Origin of the sequence: Pseudomonas sp. efr-133-TYG-5 (assembly GCF_030209175.1) — a bacterium.
Lineage (GTDB): Bacteria > Pseudomonadota > Gammaproteobacteria > Pseudomonadales > Pseudomonadaceae > Aquipseudomonas.
Genome location: NZ_JARVSM010000001.1, coordinates 2,351,246 through 2,365,493, shown reverse-complemented (window position 1 = coordinate 2,365,493; position 14,248 = coordinate 2,351,246). Strand labels below are relative to the sequence as shown.

The following is a 14,248-nucleotide window of genomic DNA, read 5'->3' as shown; positions in this document are numbered from 1 at the left end:
CGAGGCGCAGCACCGTCAAGGTATTGCGTCCACTGGCTCTGACATAGGTGACCGAGTATGGATGATCACGGACGTAGCCCTTCCTCCAACCAGCCAATCCTGTATGTACTCGATACCAACGTACTGATTCACGATCCAAACGCTCTGCTCAATTTCGAAGAACACCACGTCGCGATCCCGATGACCGTGCTTGAAGAGCTGGACAAGCTCAAGAGCGGGCATCACAGCGTGGCCGCCGAATGCCGCCAGGCCATCCGGCTGATCGACAAGACCCTGGGCGATGCCTCGCCGGAAGACGTCGAACTGGGCGTGCCGATCCAGCGCGGCAAGGGCGGGCCGAAGGGCTTGCTGTCAATTCTGATGAGCAAGCACGCCGAGCCGAACCTGATTCTGCCCGAGCATCTGAACGACAACAAAATCATCAACCAACTGATCGATCTGCACACCCGCGATCCGAAGAAACCCGTGGTGCTGGTCACCAAAGACATCAACATGCGCCTGAAAGCGCGCGCCTGCGGGATTGCGGCCGAGGACTACAGCACCGACCAACTGGTCGACGACGTGTCGCTGCTGCCCAACGGCTATCACAACATGAGCGGCTCCTTCTGGGACCGCGTGAGCAAGGTCGAAACCCGTCAGGACCACGGCCGCACCTGGCATCAGGTACAGCTGATCGACAACTTGCCGGCCGTGCACATCAACGAGTTCATCATCGACGAACAAGGCTTCGTCGGCTGGATCAAGGAAATCCAGGAAGACAAGCTGCTGATTCTCGACCTGCACCAGGAGCCGTTGCTGCACCAGGAAGCCTGGGGCCTCAAGCCGCGCGACATCTACCAGAGCCTGGCGCTGTATGCGCTGCTCGATCCGGACATTCATCTGGTCAACCTGTCCGGTGCCGCCGGCTCGGGTAAAACCATTCTGGCGCTGGCCGCTGCCATCGAGCAGACCATGGTCAGCAAACGCTACCGGCGCATCATCGCCACCCGCAGCGTGCAGGGGCTGGATCAGGAAATCGGTTTCCTGCCCGGCACCGAAGCGGAAAAAATGGAGCCGTGGCTGGGCGCCATCACCGACAACCTCGAAGCCTTGCACATGGATGACGAAAACACCCATGGCAGCGTCGACTACATCCTCAGCAAAGTGCCGTTGCAGTTCAAATCGCTCAACTACATTCGCGGTCGCAGCTTCCAGCAGAGCCTGATCCTGATCGACGAATGCCAGAACCTCACGCCGCACCAGATGAAAACCATCATCACCCGTGCCGGCGCCGGTTCGAAAGTGGTGTGCCTGGGCAACCTGGCGCAGATCGACACCCCTTACCTGTCCGCGACCAGCTCCGGGCTGACCTACCTGACCGAACGCTTCAAGGATTTCCCCAACGGTGTGCACATCACCCTGCAAGGGGTGCCGCGCTCGATTCTGGCCGAATACGCCGAATCGCATTTGTAACCCTTCACCCAAAACCGGGCGGCCTGACAGCTGCCCGGTTTTTTTATGGATAGATACACAACCCAATGTGGGAGCGAGCTTGCTCGCGAATGCGGTGTGTCAGTCACCATCGATGTAGCCTGATGCACCGCCTTCGCGAGCAAGCTCGCTCCCACAGGGGCAACGGTGATTTCATAATCAGTGATGCGGAAATTTGACCCACAGGTTTACAATCCCTGCTCCTGATCAGGAGTAATCCCGTGCTGACTCATCTCGATTCCCAAGGTCGCGCCAACATGGTCGACGTCACCGAAAAAGCCGTGACGTTCCGTGAGGCGACGGCCCAAGCGCTGGTGCGCATGCTGCCCGACACCCTGCAGATGATCGTCAGCGGCGGCCATCCCAAGGGTGACGTGTTCGCCGTGGCGCGCATTGCCGGCATCCAGGCGGCGAAAAAGACCAGTGACCTGATTCCCCTGTGCCACCCACTGATGCTCACCGGGGTCAAAGTCGAACTCAGTGCCGAAGGTGACGACAGCGTGCGCATCGTCGCCCGCTGCAAGCTGTCCGGGCAGACCGGCGTCGAGATGGAAGCGCTGACCGCTGCCAGCGTCGCCGCGCTGACCATCTACGACATGTGCAAGGCCGTCGACCGCGGCATGACCATCGAAAGCGTGCGCCTGCTGGAGAAAGTCGGCGGCAAGAGCGGCCACTTCCAGGCGGAGCAGCCATGAACCTGACGGTGAAGTTTTTTGCTCGTTACCGTGAAGCGCTGGGCGTCGACTCGGTAACGGTCGAGGGCGATTTCGCCACCGTCGATGACGTGCGTGCGCTGCTCGCGCAACGTGACGGCGCCGCAGTGCTCAGCGAGCAGAACCTGATGTGCGCGCGTAACGAAGACCTGTGCCAGCTCGACGAGCCGGTCAGCGACGGTGACGAAGTGGCGTTTTTCCCTACTGTGACCGGAGGCTGAGCCATGGCGATCCGCGTGCAATCCACGCCTTTCGATCCCGGCGCCGAAGTCAACGCGATGCACGCGGCGAATGTCGGCGTCGGCGCGGTGGTGAGTTTTGTCGGCTACGTGCGGGATTTCAACGATGGCCTGGATGTCGCCGGGATGTTCCTCGAGCACTACCCGGGCATGACCGAAAAGGCCCTCGGCAAGATCGCCGTCGAGGCCGAACAGCGCTGGCCGCTGTTGAAGCTGGAAGTGCTGCACCGCATCGGCGCACTCGAGCCGGGTGAGCCGATCGTCTTCGTCGGCGCTGCCAGCGCCCATCGCCAGGCCGCGTTCGATGCCTGCGCCTTCGTCATGGACTACCTGAAAACCCGCGCACCGTTCTGGAAGAAAGAGAACACCAGCGATGGCCCGCGCTGGGTCGAGGGGCGGGACAGCGACCACGCTGCGGCGGATCGCTGGAAGCCGTAATTCCTCCGTCGACTCAGAGTCAGTCTTCGCCAGCAAGCTCGCTGCCACAGGTTTTCGATGATCCTTGTGGGAGCGAGCTTGCTCGCGAAGAGGCCAGCCGAATCACCAATTCCCTCAGGGTTACCTCACCGACCGTCGGCCAGAAATGATCGGTCTCGCCCAATTGACGGTTTGTACATAAAAGTCCAGTATGGATTTACAAGTACAAAACTCTCGTTCCAGCTGTTTTTCTTCTGTCTTGCCAAACCAACAACAACCCGCGAGAAAACGACCATGAAGAAACGTTCCCTCATCACCGCTCTGGCGTTGAGCCTGTTGGCGTGCAGCAGCACGTTCGCCGCCGAGAAAACCCTGCGTATCGGCATCGAGGCCGCTTATCCACCGTTCGCCTCGAAGACCGACAAGGGTGAAATCGTCGGTTTCGACTACGACATCGGCAATGCCCTGTGCGCGCAGATGCAGGTCAAGTGCGTGTGGGTCGAGGGTGAGTTCGACGGTCTGATTCCTTCCCTGAAGGTGAAGAAAATCGACATGGCGCTGTCGTCCATGACCATCAACGAAGACCGCAAGAAGTCGGTGGACTTCACCCACAAATACTATTTCACCTCCTCGCGGCTGGTGATGAAGGAAGGCGCCACGGTCGATGACCAGTACGCCAGCCTCAAGGGCAAGACTGTCGGCGTGCAGCGCGCCACCACCACCGATCGCTACGCCACCGAGGTGTTCGAACCCAAGGGCATCAACGTCAAGCGTTATGGCAACAACGAAGAGATCTACATGGACCTGGCGGCCGGGCGTCTCGATGCGATTTTTGCCGACACCATTCCCCTGAGCGACTTCCTGGCGATGCCGCGGGGCAAGGGTTACGCCTTTGTCGGGCCGGAGCTCAAGGATCCGAAGTACGTCGGCGAGGGCGCCGGGATTGCCGTGCGCAAGGGCAATACCGAGCTGGTCAGCCAGTTGAACAGCGCCATTGACGGTATTCGCGCCAGTGGCGAGTACCAGAAGATTTCCCAGAAGTACTTCAAGTCCGACATCTACGGCGACTGATAGCCCGCTTTCGCTGGCAAGCCAGCTCCCACGGTGATCGAGTCGTGCACAGATTTTGTGTACACCCAAAAACTGTGGGAGCTGGCAAGCCAGCTCCCACAGCGATCGAGTCGTGCACAGATTTTGTGTACACCCAAAAAACTGTGGGAGCTGGCAAGCCAGCCCCCACAGTGATCGAGTCGTGCACAGATTTTGTGTACACCCAAAAAACTGTGGGAGCTGGCAAGCCAGCTCCCACAGTGATCGAGTCGTGCACAGACTTTGTGTACACCCAAAAACTGTGGGAGCTGGCTTGCCAGCGAAGAGGCCGGAACCGTCAATGAAGGTCTTCAGATCTTCAGATCTTCAGATCTTCAGTTCCTTCAAATGCTTGTACACCGTCGCCCGGCCCATGTTCAGCACATTGGCCACGTAGTTCGAGGCGCTCTTGCCCTTGAACGCGCCCTCGGCGTGCAGCGCCAGCACCAGTTCGCGTTTGTGGTCGCGGGTCAGCAGATTCAGGCTCAATTGCCGCTCGCGCAGCCAGTTGTGCAGGAAGGTGTTGATGCGCTCCTGCCAGTCATCGCGAAACAGCGAGTCCGGTTGCGGGATCAGTTTGCTTGGCGAGAGGAACAGGTCCAGCGCCGCCTTGGCATTCTCGAACAGTGAAATATTCAGGTTGATGCACAGCACCGCCAGCGGATGGCCGCCACTGTCGCGCAGCACGGTGCTCAGGCTGCGAATCTTCTGACCGTCCCAGTTGAGCTTTTCGTACGGGCCGATGTTGCGCTCGCTGACGTCGTCGCTGAGCATGTCCTCCAGCGCCGAGTCATCGCCGATTTCGCGCTTGGACAGGTTGTTGGCGATGTAGTCGACCTTCTGCGTGCGCAGGTCGTGCAGCACCACTTCGGCGTGGGGAAAGAACAGCGTGGCGATGGCATCGGCGATGGCGCGAAAGTTGTCCAGCGCGGCGTCGTGCAGCGCGGTAGCGGATTCGGAGGCGGTCATGACAGTGGAGCTCCAGGCAGCGTCAATGCCCCCGTGTTCCGGGGGCGTTGCGAGTGTGCCGCAATCCGTTGGGCGCGTCATCCGGGGCGAGCCTCAGGCGAGGCGGGCAGGGGACAGCATGGCAGCGTCGAGGCCGAATTGTTCGAGGTGTTCGGGCAGCGGCAGGCCACGCACCAGCGCCGCACTGGCCTGGCCCATCGCCGGTGACGTCTGGATGCCGTAGCCGCCCTGGGCCGCAACCCAGAACAGCCCCGGCACCTGCGGGTCGAAACCGGCCAGCAGGTCACCGTCGGCGACAAAGCTGCGCAGGCCGGCCCAGGTGCGGGTCGGACGGCGGATGGTCAGGGTGGTGGCCTCTTCGATCTGGTAGATGCCCATGGCGATGTCGAGTTCTTCCGGCTGCACGTCGTGCGGTTCGACCGGGTCGGCGTTGGCCGGCGAGCCGAGGAACATGCCGGCATCGGGTTTCATGTAGAACGATTCGTCGAGGCTCACCAGCATCGGCCAGTGGTGGATGTCGACGCCTTCGGGACCGGCGAAAATGAACGCGGCGCGGCGTTTCGGTTGCAGGCCCAGTGGCCGGGCGCCCGCCAGTTCGCCGATCTTGTCGGCCCAGGCGCCGGCAGCGTTGATCACCACGGGGGCGCTGAAGGTCTGGCCGTTGGTTTGCACCTGCCACAGGCCCTCGGCGTCGCGGTTCAGACTCAGCACCTCGCAATCGGTGTGGACTTCGCCGGCGTTACGGCGGATACCGCGCAAGTAGCCCTGGTGCAGCGCGTCGGTGTCGATGTCGCTGGCGGACGGGTCGTAGATCGCGCCGTGGACCTTTTCCCGGCGCAGGATCGGCAGGCGTGCGCAGGCTTCGTCGGCGCTGAGCAGTTGCATCTGCGGCACCGTGGCCTTGGCGCTGAGGTACTGATTGTTCAGCTCGGCGGCATCACCATTGAAATCCACGGTCATTTCGCCGCGCGGGGTCAGCAGCGGATGTTCGCAGAATCCGCTCGGCGGATGGTCGAAAAAGGCGCGGCTGGCCTGGGTCAGGGCGCGCACCTGCGGCGTGCCGTAGGCGGCGGTGAACAGTGCGGCCGAGCGGCCGGTGGAGTGGTAGGCGGGGTGCGACTCGCGTTCGAGGACAATCACCTTGCCGTGGGGCGACAGCCAGAAACCGGTGGAAGCGCCGGCAATCCCGCCGCCGATGATGATGAAATCTGCCTGGCTCATGAAAACTCCCAATTTATCGAGAATCCTGCAGGCGCTGTCGAGTGAAACAAGGCTGCGATCTTTGCTCTTGCTTGGAAACGCAAAAGTCAAAGGATCGCTGCCTCCGGCAGCCATTACAGGAATGTGTGTAATCAGTTCTGAAGGTGATAAACCGCATTGGCCAGCGCAATGTCTTCCAGGCCGAGGCCGATCGAGCGGAAAAACACGTGGCGGTCATATTCCGGGCGCGGCACTTTTTCGCTGAGCAGGTCGGCGAGGTCGCCGACAATGGCCGCCTTGTCCCAGCCATGCTGCTCGCCGGCGATGAGCATCTCGCCCGCCGAGCCCGGCGTGGTCAGACGATAGTCGCAGAACACCTGCATGTCGTTGAGGCTGCGCGGCGGCACTTCGTGGGCGCGCGGGGCGTTGGTGCTGATCGAGGTGATGAGCGCCGGTTTGCTCAAGGTCGCCGGGTCGATCACCGGGCCGGCGGACGAAGTGCAGAGCATGATCACGTCGGCCTCGGCGATGGCGGCTTCGCGGCTGTCGGCGATGCTCAGGCGCGGGTCCAGCGTTTGCAGCAGGCTGGCGGTTTGCCGGTCTTCGCCCAGGTTCGGCGCATAGATACGGATGCTCTGCCATTCACGCAGGGTTTTCACGTAATGCAGGTGGGCCTGGGCAACCTTGCCGCTGCCGATGATCGCCAGCCGTGTGGCATTCAGCGGGGCGAGAGCATCGACGGCCACGGCCGTGGTCGCCGCGGTACGTGCGGTGGTCAGCTCGCCGGCATCGCAGAGCAGCAGCGGCTGGCCGCTGTGCATCGACATCAGCAGCGTCCACGCGGTCACCAGCGGACCTTGTTCGCGGACGATGTACGGCGACGTCTTGACCCCGTACACGCCGTCCTCGGCCAGCACCCCCAGATAGTTGATGAAGTCGCCGCCACCCTGTGGAAATTCCACCAGTTGCTGCGCGGGCTGCACGGCCTGGCCGTTCGCCAGGTCGCGGAACAGTTTGCGCATGATCTGCGGGACATCGATCTGCGCGAGCAACGCACGGGCCTGGGTCTGGTCGATCACGTAGGGCGTAGCGGACATGGCGGACTCCGGGAGCGGAAATTAAACTAATTTGTCCATTATGGACTTTATAATATTTACGGCAAGCACCTGTTGAAAAAGCCGGGCGAAAAAAAAGCGCAGTCCGTTGCCGGCTGCGCTTTTTCTGTTGCTTGTCGGTTACTGCGGACGCTTGCGCTCCACCGCGCGCAACAGATGCGTCGGCGGCGTTTCACAGCTGATCTTGCGGCCCAGCTTCTCTTCGATGGATGGCAGCTGGTAGGAGTCGTCCTCGCCGGCGAAGCTGATCGACACGCCGTCGGCACCGGCGCGACCGGTACGGCCAATGCGGTGAACGTAGTCGTCCGGGACTTCCGGCAGGGTGAAGTTGATCACGTGGCTGATGCCGTCGATGTGAATGCCGCGCCCGGCGACATCGGTGGCCACCAGCACGCGGATCTTGCCTTCACGGAAGCCTTCGAGGGTCTTGATCCGCTTGTGTTGCGGCACGTCGCCCGACAACTGCGCGGCGTTGATGCCGTCACGCACCAGGCGTTCTTCGATACGGCGCACTTCGTCCTTGCGGTTGGCGAAGACGATCACCCGTTCCCAGCCGTTGTCGTTGACCAGGTTGTAGAGCAGCTTGTACTTGTCGGCAGCGGCGACCGCATAGATGTGCTGCTCGACGTTTTCGTTGGCGACGTTGGTGACTTCGATCTCGACGATGGCCGGATCGGTGGTCCATTGCTTGGCCAGGTTCATCACGTCGTCGGTGAAGGTCGCGGAGAACAGCAGGGTCTGGCGTTCGCTTTTCGGCGGGGTCTGGCGAATGATCTGCCGCACCTGCGGAATGAAACCCATGTCGAGCATGCGGTCGGCTTCGTCCAGCACCATCACCTCGACCATGTCCAGGTGCACGTCGCCGCGCTGATTGAAGTCGAGCAGGCGGCCCGGCGTGGCGACGAGGATGTCGCAGTGGCGCGCCTCGAGGTGCTTGAGCTGCTTGTCGAAGTCCATGCCGCCGACGAACGTCATCACGTTGAGACCGGTGTATTTGGTCAGGTCGGCGGCGTCCTTGGCGATCTGCACCACCAGCTCACGGGTCGGCGCGATGATCAACGCTCGCGGTTCGCCCATGTAACGCTCTTTTGGCGGCGGGGTTTGCAGCAGCTGAGTGATGATCGAGATGAGGAACGCGGCGGTCTTGCCGGTGCCGGTCTGCGCGCGGCCGATGGCGTCTTTGCCGGCGAGGGTGAAACCCAGCACCTGCGCCTGGATCGGTGTGCAGTACGGGAAGCCCAGGTCCTGGATGGCGTGCATCAGTTCCGGAGCGAGTTTGAAATCGTGGAAGCGGGTCTTGCCTTCCTGCGGTTCGACGACGAAGTCCTCGAGTTTCCAGGGAATGACCGGAGCCTTGGGCTTCGGTTCGCGGCGTGGCCGGGGTGGTTTCGGTGTTTCGTTGCGGGCCGGTGCGGGCGCTGCAGCGGCGGGGGCGCTCACGGCCGGGGCGGGGGCCGGTTCACGCTTCGCTGCCGGGGCGGGCGCCTGGCGCTCGGCCGGTCTGGCCTCGCTGCGAGGGCCGGGGGCGTGCGACGGCGCACTGGGAGCTGGCGCGAGCTGCTCAGCCTCGCTTTTACCGAACATTTTCTTGAGTGCTTTGAGCACGGTCATCTCATCAATTGGTTAAGGAATGTACGCCGGCCAGTGTAATGCAAGAATCGGGCGCGGCGTAGTGGGAGGGATTAAAGGGCGCTTTTCAACCGCCGGGTCAACGCAGGCGTTCACCCAGCCACACACCAATGTCGCGAATTTCTTCGGGTAACACTTCGTGCTCCATTGGGTATTCCTGCCATGTCACGGTGACACCATGCTTCTTCAAATGCTCATAGGCGCTGCGGCCCATGGCGTTCTGCACCACGTTGTCGAACTGGCCGTGCAGCGAAAGCACCGGAATCCGCTGCTGGCTGGCGGACAGCTCCAGCTCGTCGCTGAACGTCGGTGCATAGGTCGACAGCGCCAACACGCCGCCCAACGGTCCCTGCCAGCGCAGAAACGCCGTGTGCAGGACGACAGCACCGCCCTGGGAAAAACCCGCGAGGAAAATCCGCGAGGCGTCTATTCCGCTGGCGCGCTGCGTTTCGATCAATTCGATGACGCGCTCGGCGGACGCTTCCAGCTCATCGCGATCGATCGCCCGGGCCGGGCTCATGGCCTTGATGTCGTACCAGCTCGGCATGGCATATCCGCCATTTATCGTCACCGGACGCGTTGGTGCCTGGGGCAGGACGAAGCGCGTGCTCAGCAGGCTTTCCTGCAGGGCTTCCGCCACCGGCAGAAAGTCGTAGCGGTCGGCGCCGAGGCCGTGCAGCCAGATCACGCAGGCGTCTGCGGGCTTAACGGGCTGAAGAATCAAGGGCTCGGTCATGGCTGCTCCAATTGTGTGCGGGCGCTCTCATTGAGTGCGTGATTCGGGTGCGCGCCCGGTCGATTCGTTAAGAAGATGTCGCAAGGGTACAAGTTTTGCTCTTGACCTGCCGCTCAATCGCTTCAGCGGCCGGTGTGGTACGGGCTTTGCTATGGAGGAATCTGTAAGAAGCATCCCCGGCCTGGCGGTAACACTATCAGTGTACGTTTCGCGAGGGGATAGCAACGAATCCGGTGATGGATGTTCGCCAATGGCCGCTACGGGCTCAGCGAACGTGAAAGGGCTACAGCCCGTTCGGCCGAATGGTGAGAAGTGAGTTGTCCATGATGTGGATTTTCTCCTACTAGACTCATAGCGAAGGTCCTACGTCGGTTGACCCCAAAAAAAGCCAACACGGGTCAACAACGCCTCAAAAGGGTGCGACTGGACTCAAGCTCCGACACAACAAGAGCAAAACTGGAGGTTTGAATGAAGATGTTGAAATCCACTCTGGCGGTCGTGACTGCTGCAGCAGTACTCGGCGTCAGCGGGTTCGCTCAGGCGGGTGCAACCCTGGATGCCGTGCAGAAGAAAGGTTTCGTGCAGTGTGGCGTGAGCGACGGTCTGCCGGGTTTCTCGGTTCCGGACGCTACCGGCAAGATCCTCGGCATCGATGCTGACGTCTGCCGCGCTGTGGCCGCCGCCGTATTCGGCGACGCGACCAAGGTCAAGTTCAGCCAGTTGAACGCCAAGGAGCGCTTCACCGCGCTGCAGTCCGGCGAGATCGACATCCTGTCGCGCAACACCACCATGACCAGCTCGCGTGACGCCGGCATGGGCCTGAAATTCCCTGGCTTCATCACTTACTACGACGGCGTGGGCTTCCTGGCCAACAACAAGCTGGGCGTGAAAAGTGCCAAGGAACTGGATGGCGCGACCATCTGCATCCAGGCCGGTACCACCACCGAACTGAACGTCTCCGACTACTTCCGCGCCAATGGCCTGAAGTACACCCCGATCACTTTCGACACCTCCGATGAAAGCGCCAAGTCGCTGGAATCCGGCCGTTGCGACGTGCTGACCTCCGACAAGTCCCAGCTGTTCGCCCAGCGCAGCAAGCTGGCCTCGCCGAAGGACTACGTGGTGCTGCCGGAAACCATTTCCAAGGAGCCGCTGGGTCCGGTCGTGCGTAACGGCGACGACGAGTGGCTGGCGATCGTGCGCTGGGTCGGCTACGCGCTGCTCAACGCCGAAGAAGCCGGCGTGACTTCGAAAAACGTCCTGGACGAAGCCAAGTCCACCAAGAACCCGGACGTCGCCCGTCTGCTGGGTGCTGACGGTGAATACGGCAAGGACCTGAAACTGCCGAAGGACTGGGTGGTGAAAATCGTTTCCCAGGTCGGTAACTACGGCGAAATCTTCGAGAAAAACCTCGGCAAGAGCACTCCGCTGGAAATCGACCGTGGCCTGAACGCGCTGTGGAACAACGGCGGCATTCAGTACGCACCACCAGTGCGCTAATGGTTCTATCACCCGGCGGGCCAACCGCCGGGTGATGTTCTGTTCCATTTCTTCCGGGGCACTTCATGCAAAATTCAATCGGCGCACCAAAGCAGAGGCTCAGCCTCAGCGATCCACGTGTGCGTGCGTGGCTGTTTCAGATCATCACCGTTGTGGCGGTGGTCGCCATGGGCTGGTATCTGTTCGACAACACCCAGACCAACCTTCAACATCGGGGCATCACCTCCGGTTTCGACTTTCTCGAGCGCAGTGCCGGGTTCGGCATCGCTCAACACCTGATCGCCTACACCGAAGCGGACAGCTATGCCCGCGTGTTCGTGATCGGTCTGCTCAACACCTTGCTGGTGACCTTCATCGGCGTGATCCTGGCGACCCTGCTGGGTTTCATCATCGGTGTCGCGCGGCTGTCGCCGAACTGGATCATCAGCAAACTGGCGACCGTGTATGTGGAAGTGTTCCGCAACATTCCGCCGCTGCTGCAAATCCTGTTCTGGTACTTCGCGGTGTTCCTGACCATGCCGGGACCGCGCAACAGCCACAACTTCGGTGACACCTTCTTCGTCAGCAGCCGCGGCCTGAACATGCCGGCGGCGCTGATGGCCGACGGCTTCTGGGCGTTCGCGATCAGCATCGTGGTGGCCATCGTCGCGGTCGTGCTGATGTGCCGCTGGGCCAACAAGCGCTTCGAGGACACCGGTGTACCGTTCCACAAGTTCTGGACCGGCCTGGCGCTCCTGCTGGTGATCCCGACCTTGTGCGCGCTGATCTTCGGCGCGCCGCTGCATTGGGAAATGCCGCAGCTCAAAGGCTTCAACTTCGTCGGCGGCTGGGTGCTGATCCCGGAACTGCTGGCGTTGACCCTGGCCCTGACCGTGTACACCGCGGCGTTCATCGCCGAAATCGTGCGTTCCGGGATCAAGTCGGTCAGCCATGGCCAGACGGAAGCTGCCCGCTCCCTCGGCCTGCGCAACGGCCCGACCCTGCGCAAGGTGATCATTCCGCAAGCCTTGCGGGTGATCATTCCGCCGCTGACCAGCCAATACCTGAACCTGGCGAAGAACTCCTCGCTGGCGGCCGGTATCGGTTACCCGGAAATGGTTTCGCTGTTCGCCGGCACCGTGCTCAACCAGACCGGCCAGGCCATCGAAGTCATTGCCATCACCATGAGCGTGTACCTGGCGATCAGTATCAGCATTTCCCTGCTGATGAACTGGTACAACAAGCGCATTGCGCTGATCGAGCGGTAAGGAAAAGCGCATGAGTACTCATACTTTCAAACCCGACATGCCTCCACCGAGCAGCAGCATCGGCGTGGTGGCGTGGATGCGCGCGAACATGTTCTCCAGCTGGCTCAACACCCTGCTGACCCTGTTTGCGTTCTACCTGATCTACCTGGTGGTCCCACCGATCCTCAGCTGGGCGATTCTCGATGCCAACTGGGTCGGCACCACGCGCGCCGACTGCACCAAGGACGGCGCCTGCTGGGTGTTCATCCAGCAGCGTTTCGGCCAGTTCATGTACGGCTACTACCCGGCGGACCTGCGCTGGCGCGTCGACCTGACCGTGTGGCTGGCGGTCATCGGCGTGGCACCGCTGTTCATCTCGCGCTTCCCGCGTAAAGCGGTGTACGGGCTGAGCTTCCTGGTGGTCTACCCGATCGTTGCCTGGTGCCTGCTGCATGGCGGCGTATTCGGCCTGAGCGCCGTGGCGACCAGCCAGTGGGGCGGCCTGATGCTGACCCTGGTGATTGCCACCGTGGGCATTGCCGGCGCCTTGCCGCTGGGGATCATCCTGGCACTGGGCCGGCGTTCGAACATGCCGGCGATCCGCGTGGTCTGCGTGACCTTCATCGAGTTCTGGCGCGGCGTGCCGCTGATCACCGTGCTGTTCATGTCGTCGGTGATGCTGCCGCTGTTCCTGCCCGAAGGCATGAACTTCGACAAGCTGCTGCGGGCGCTGATCGGCGTGATCCTGTTCCAGTCGGCCTATGTCGCCGAAGTGGTGCGCGGCGGTCTGCAAGCGATCCCCAAAGGTCAGTACGAAGCCGCCGCCGCGATGGGCCTCGGTTACTGGCGCGCCATGGGCCTGGTGATTCTGCCGCAAGCCCTGAAGCTGGTGATTCCCGGCATCGTCAACACCTTCATTGCGCTGTTCAAGGACACCAGCCTGGTGATCATCATCGGCCTCTTCGACCTGCTCAACAGTGTCAAGCAAGCCGCTGCCGATCCGAAATGGCTGGGCATGGCCACCGAAGGCTACGTGTTCGCCGCCCTGGTGTTCTGGATTTTCTGTTTTGGTATGTCGCGCTATTCCATGCACCTGGAACGCAAGCTCGACACTGGCCACAAGCGTTAGGAGTTCTCTGTAAATGAGCGAAGCAATCAAAAAGCCTGTGGGCCCTGAAGGCATCATCCAGATGCAGGGCGTGAACAAATGGTACGGCCAGTTCCACGTGCTCAAAGACATCAACCTCAACGTCAAGCAGGGCGAGCGTATCGTCCTGTGTGGCCCGTCGGGTTCCGGCAAATCGACCACCATCCGCTGCCTCAACCGTCTGGAAGAACACCAGCAGGGCCGCATCGTGGTCGACGGCGTGGAGCTGACCAACGACCTCAAGCAGATCGAAGCGATCCGCCGTGAAGTCGGCATGGTGTTCCAGCACTTCAACTTGTTCCCGCACCTGACCATCCTGCAGAACTGCACCCTGGCGCCGATGTGGGTGCGCAAGATGCCCAAGCGCAAGGCCGAGGAAATCGCCATGCATTACCTGGAGCGCGTACGCATTCCGGAGCAGGCGCACAAGTTCCCGGGGCAACTGTCCGGCGGCCAGCAGCAGCGTGTGGCGATTGCCCGCGCGCTGTGCATGAAACCGAAAATCATGCTGTTCGACGAACCGACCTCGGCGCTCGACCCGGAGATGGTCAAAGAGGTGCTGGACACCATGATCGGCCTTGCCGAAGACGGCATGACCATGCTCTGCGTGACCCACGAAATGGGCTTCGCCCGCACCGTGGCCAACCGCGTGATCTTCATGGACAAAGGCGAAATCGTCGAACAGGCGGCACCGAACGACTTCTTCGACAATCCGCAGAATGACCGCACCAAGCTGTTCCTGAGCCAGATCCTGCATTGATTGCGTGAAAGCTGAGTGAACGATAAAGCCCCGCCGGA

14 protein-coding genes are annotated in these 14,248 nt (G+C 61.5%); 9 read left to right on the top strand and 5 right to left on the bottom strand.

Features of this window, described 5'->3' with window-relative positions; genetic code table 11:
• Positions 1 to 57: 57 nt before the first annotated feature.
• From QRN70_RS10795 to aotJ, 5 genes are all read left to right on the top strand, one after another.
• On the top strand, positions 58 to 1,452 hold the full coding sequence (locus tag QRN70_RS10795) for a PhoH family protein (protein ID WP_285417584.1): 1,395 nt from the start codon (positions 58 to 60) through the stop codon (positions 1,450 to 1,452).
• Between the two features lie 239 nt (positions 1,453 to 1,691).
• Positions 1,692 to 2,165, top strand: coding sequence for a cyclic pyranopterin monophosphate synthase MoaC (gene moaC / locus QRN70_RS10790; protein ID WP_285417582.1), 474 nt, complete (start codon positions 1,692 to 1,694; stop codon positions 2,163 to 2,165).
• On the top strand, positions 2,162 to 2,404 hold the full coding sequence (gene moaD / locus QRN70_RS10785) for a molybdopterin converting factor subunit 1 (protein WP_285417581.1): 243 nt from the start codon (positions 2,162 to 2,164) through the stop codon (positions 2,402 to 2,404). The genes moaC and moaD overlap by 4 nt, the downstream gene beginning before the upstream one ends.
• A 3-nt stretch (positions 2,405 to 2,407) precedes the next feature.
• The gene (moaE, locus tag QRN70_RS10780) at positions 2,408 to 2,860 is read left to right on the top strand and encodes a molybdopterin synthase catalytic subunit MoaE (protein ID WP_285417579.1); all 453 of its coding nucleotides are present in this window, start codon (positions 2,408 to 2,410) and stop codon (positions 2,858 to 2,860) included.
• Between the two features lie 273 nt (positions 2,861 to 3,133).
• Positions 3,134 to 3,910, top strand: coding sequence for an L-arginine-binding protein AotJ (gene aotJ, locus QRN70_RS10775; RefSeq protein WP_285417577.1), 777 nt, complete (start codon positions 3,134 to 3,136; stop codon positions 3,908 to 3,910).
• Between the two features lie 345 nt (positions 3,911 to 4,255).
• Here the strand turns inward: aotJ and QRN70_RS10770 are convergent, their stop codons facing one another.
• The 5 genes from QRN70_RS10770 to QRN70_RS10750 all read right to left on the bottom strand — a co-directional run bounded on the left by QRN70_RS10770 (position 4,256) and on the right by QRN70_RS10750 (position 9,577).
• A complete protein-coding gene (locus tag QRN70_RS10770) occupies positions 4,256 to 4,897 on the bottom strand; it encodes a helix-turn-helix transcriptional regulator (RefSeq protein WP_285417575.1) in 642 nt (213 codons plus the stop codon).
• Between the two features lie 93 nt (positions 4,898 to 4,990).
• A complete protein-coding gene (locus QRN70_RS10765) occupies positions 4,991 to 6,118 on the bottom strand; it encodes an NAD(P)/FAD-dependent oxidoreductase (RefSeq protein ID WP_285417573.1) in 1,128 nt (375 codons plus the stop codon).
• A 131-nt stretch (positions 6,119 to 6,249) separates the two neighbouring features.
• Complete coding sequence (locus tag QRN70_RS10760; RefSeq protein WP_285417572.1) at positions 6,250 to 7,194, bottom strand: ornithine cyclodeaminase family protein; 945 nt, start codon at positions 7,192 to 7,194, stop codon at positions 6,250 to 6,252.
• Between the two features lie 138 nt (positions 7,195 to 7,332).
• Entirely contained in the window at positions 7,333 to 8,823 is a 1,491-nt protein-coding gene (gene rhlB / locus QRN70_RS10755) for an ATP-dependent RNA helicase RhlB (RefSeq protein WP_285417570.1), read from the bottom strand.
• A 97-nt stretch (positions 8,824 to 8,920) separates the two neighbouring features.
• Positions 8,921 to 9,577, bottom strand: coding sequence for an alpha/beta hydrolase (locus tag QRN70_RS10750; protein ID WP_285417569.1), 657 nt, complete (start codon positions 9,575 to 9,577; stop codon positions 8,921 to 8,923).
• 468 nt (positions 9,578 to 10,045) lie between these two features.
• Here QRN70_RS10750 and QRN70_RS10745 point away from each other — a divergent pair, with 468 nt between their 5' ends.
• From QRN70_RS10745 to QRN70_RS10730, 4 genes are all read left to right on the top strand, one after another.
• A complete protein-coding gene (locus tag QRN70_RS10745; protein ID WP_285417568.1) occupies positions 10,046 to 11,077 on the top strand; it encodes an amino acid ABC transporter substrate-binding protein in 1,032 nt (343 codons plus the stop codon).
• 65 nt (positions 11,078 to 11,142) lie between these two features.
• Positions 11,143 to 12,324 (top strand): amino acid ABC transporter permease, encoded by a 1,182-nt coding sequence (locus QRN70_RS10740; protein ID WP_285417567.1) that lies wholly within the window; start codon positions 11,143 to 11,145, stop codon positions 12,322 to 12,324.
• Between the two features lie 10 nt (positions 12,325 to 12,334).
• Positions 12,335 to 13,432, top strand: coding sequence for an amino acid ABC transporter permease (locus tag QRN70_RS10735; RefSeq protein WP_285417565.1), 1,098 nt, complete (start codon positions 12,335 to 12,337; stop codon positions 13,430 to 13,432).
• A 13-nt stretch (positions 13,433 to 13,445) separates the two neighbouring features.
• Positions 13,446 to 14,210: an amino acid ABC transporter ATP-binding protein gene (locus QRN70_RS10730; protein ID WP_003221897.1), complete on the top strand. Its 765-nt coding sequence runs from the start codon at positions 13,446 to 13,448 to the stop codon at positions 14,208 to 14,210.
• The last annotated feature ends 38 nt before the right edge of the window (positions 14,211 to 14,248 follow it).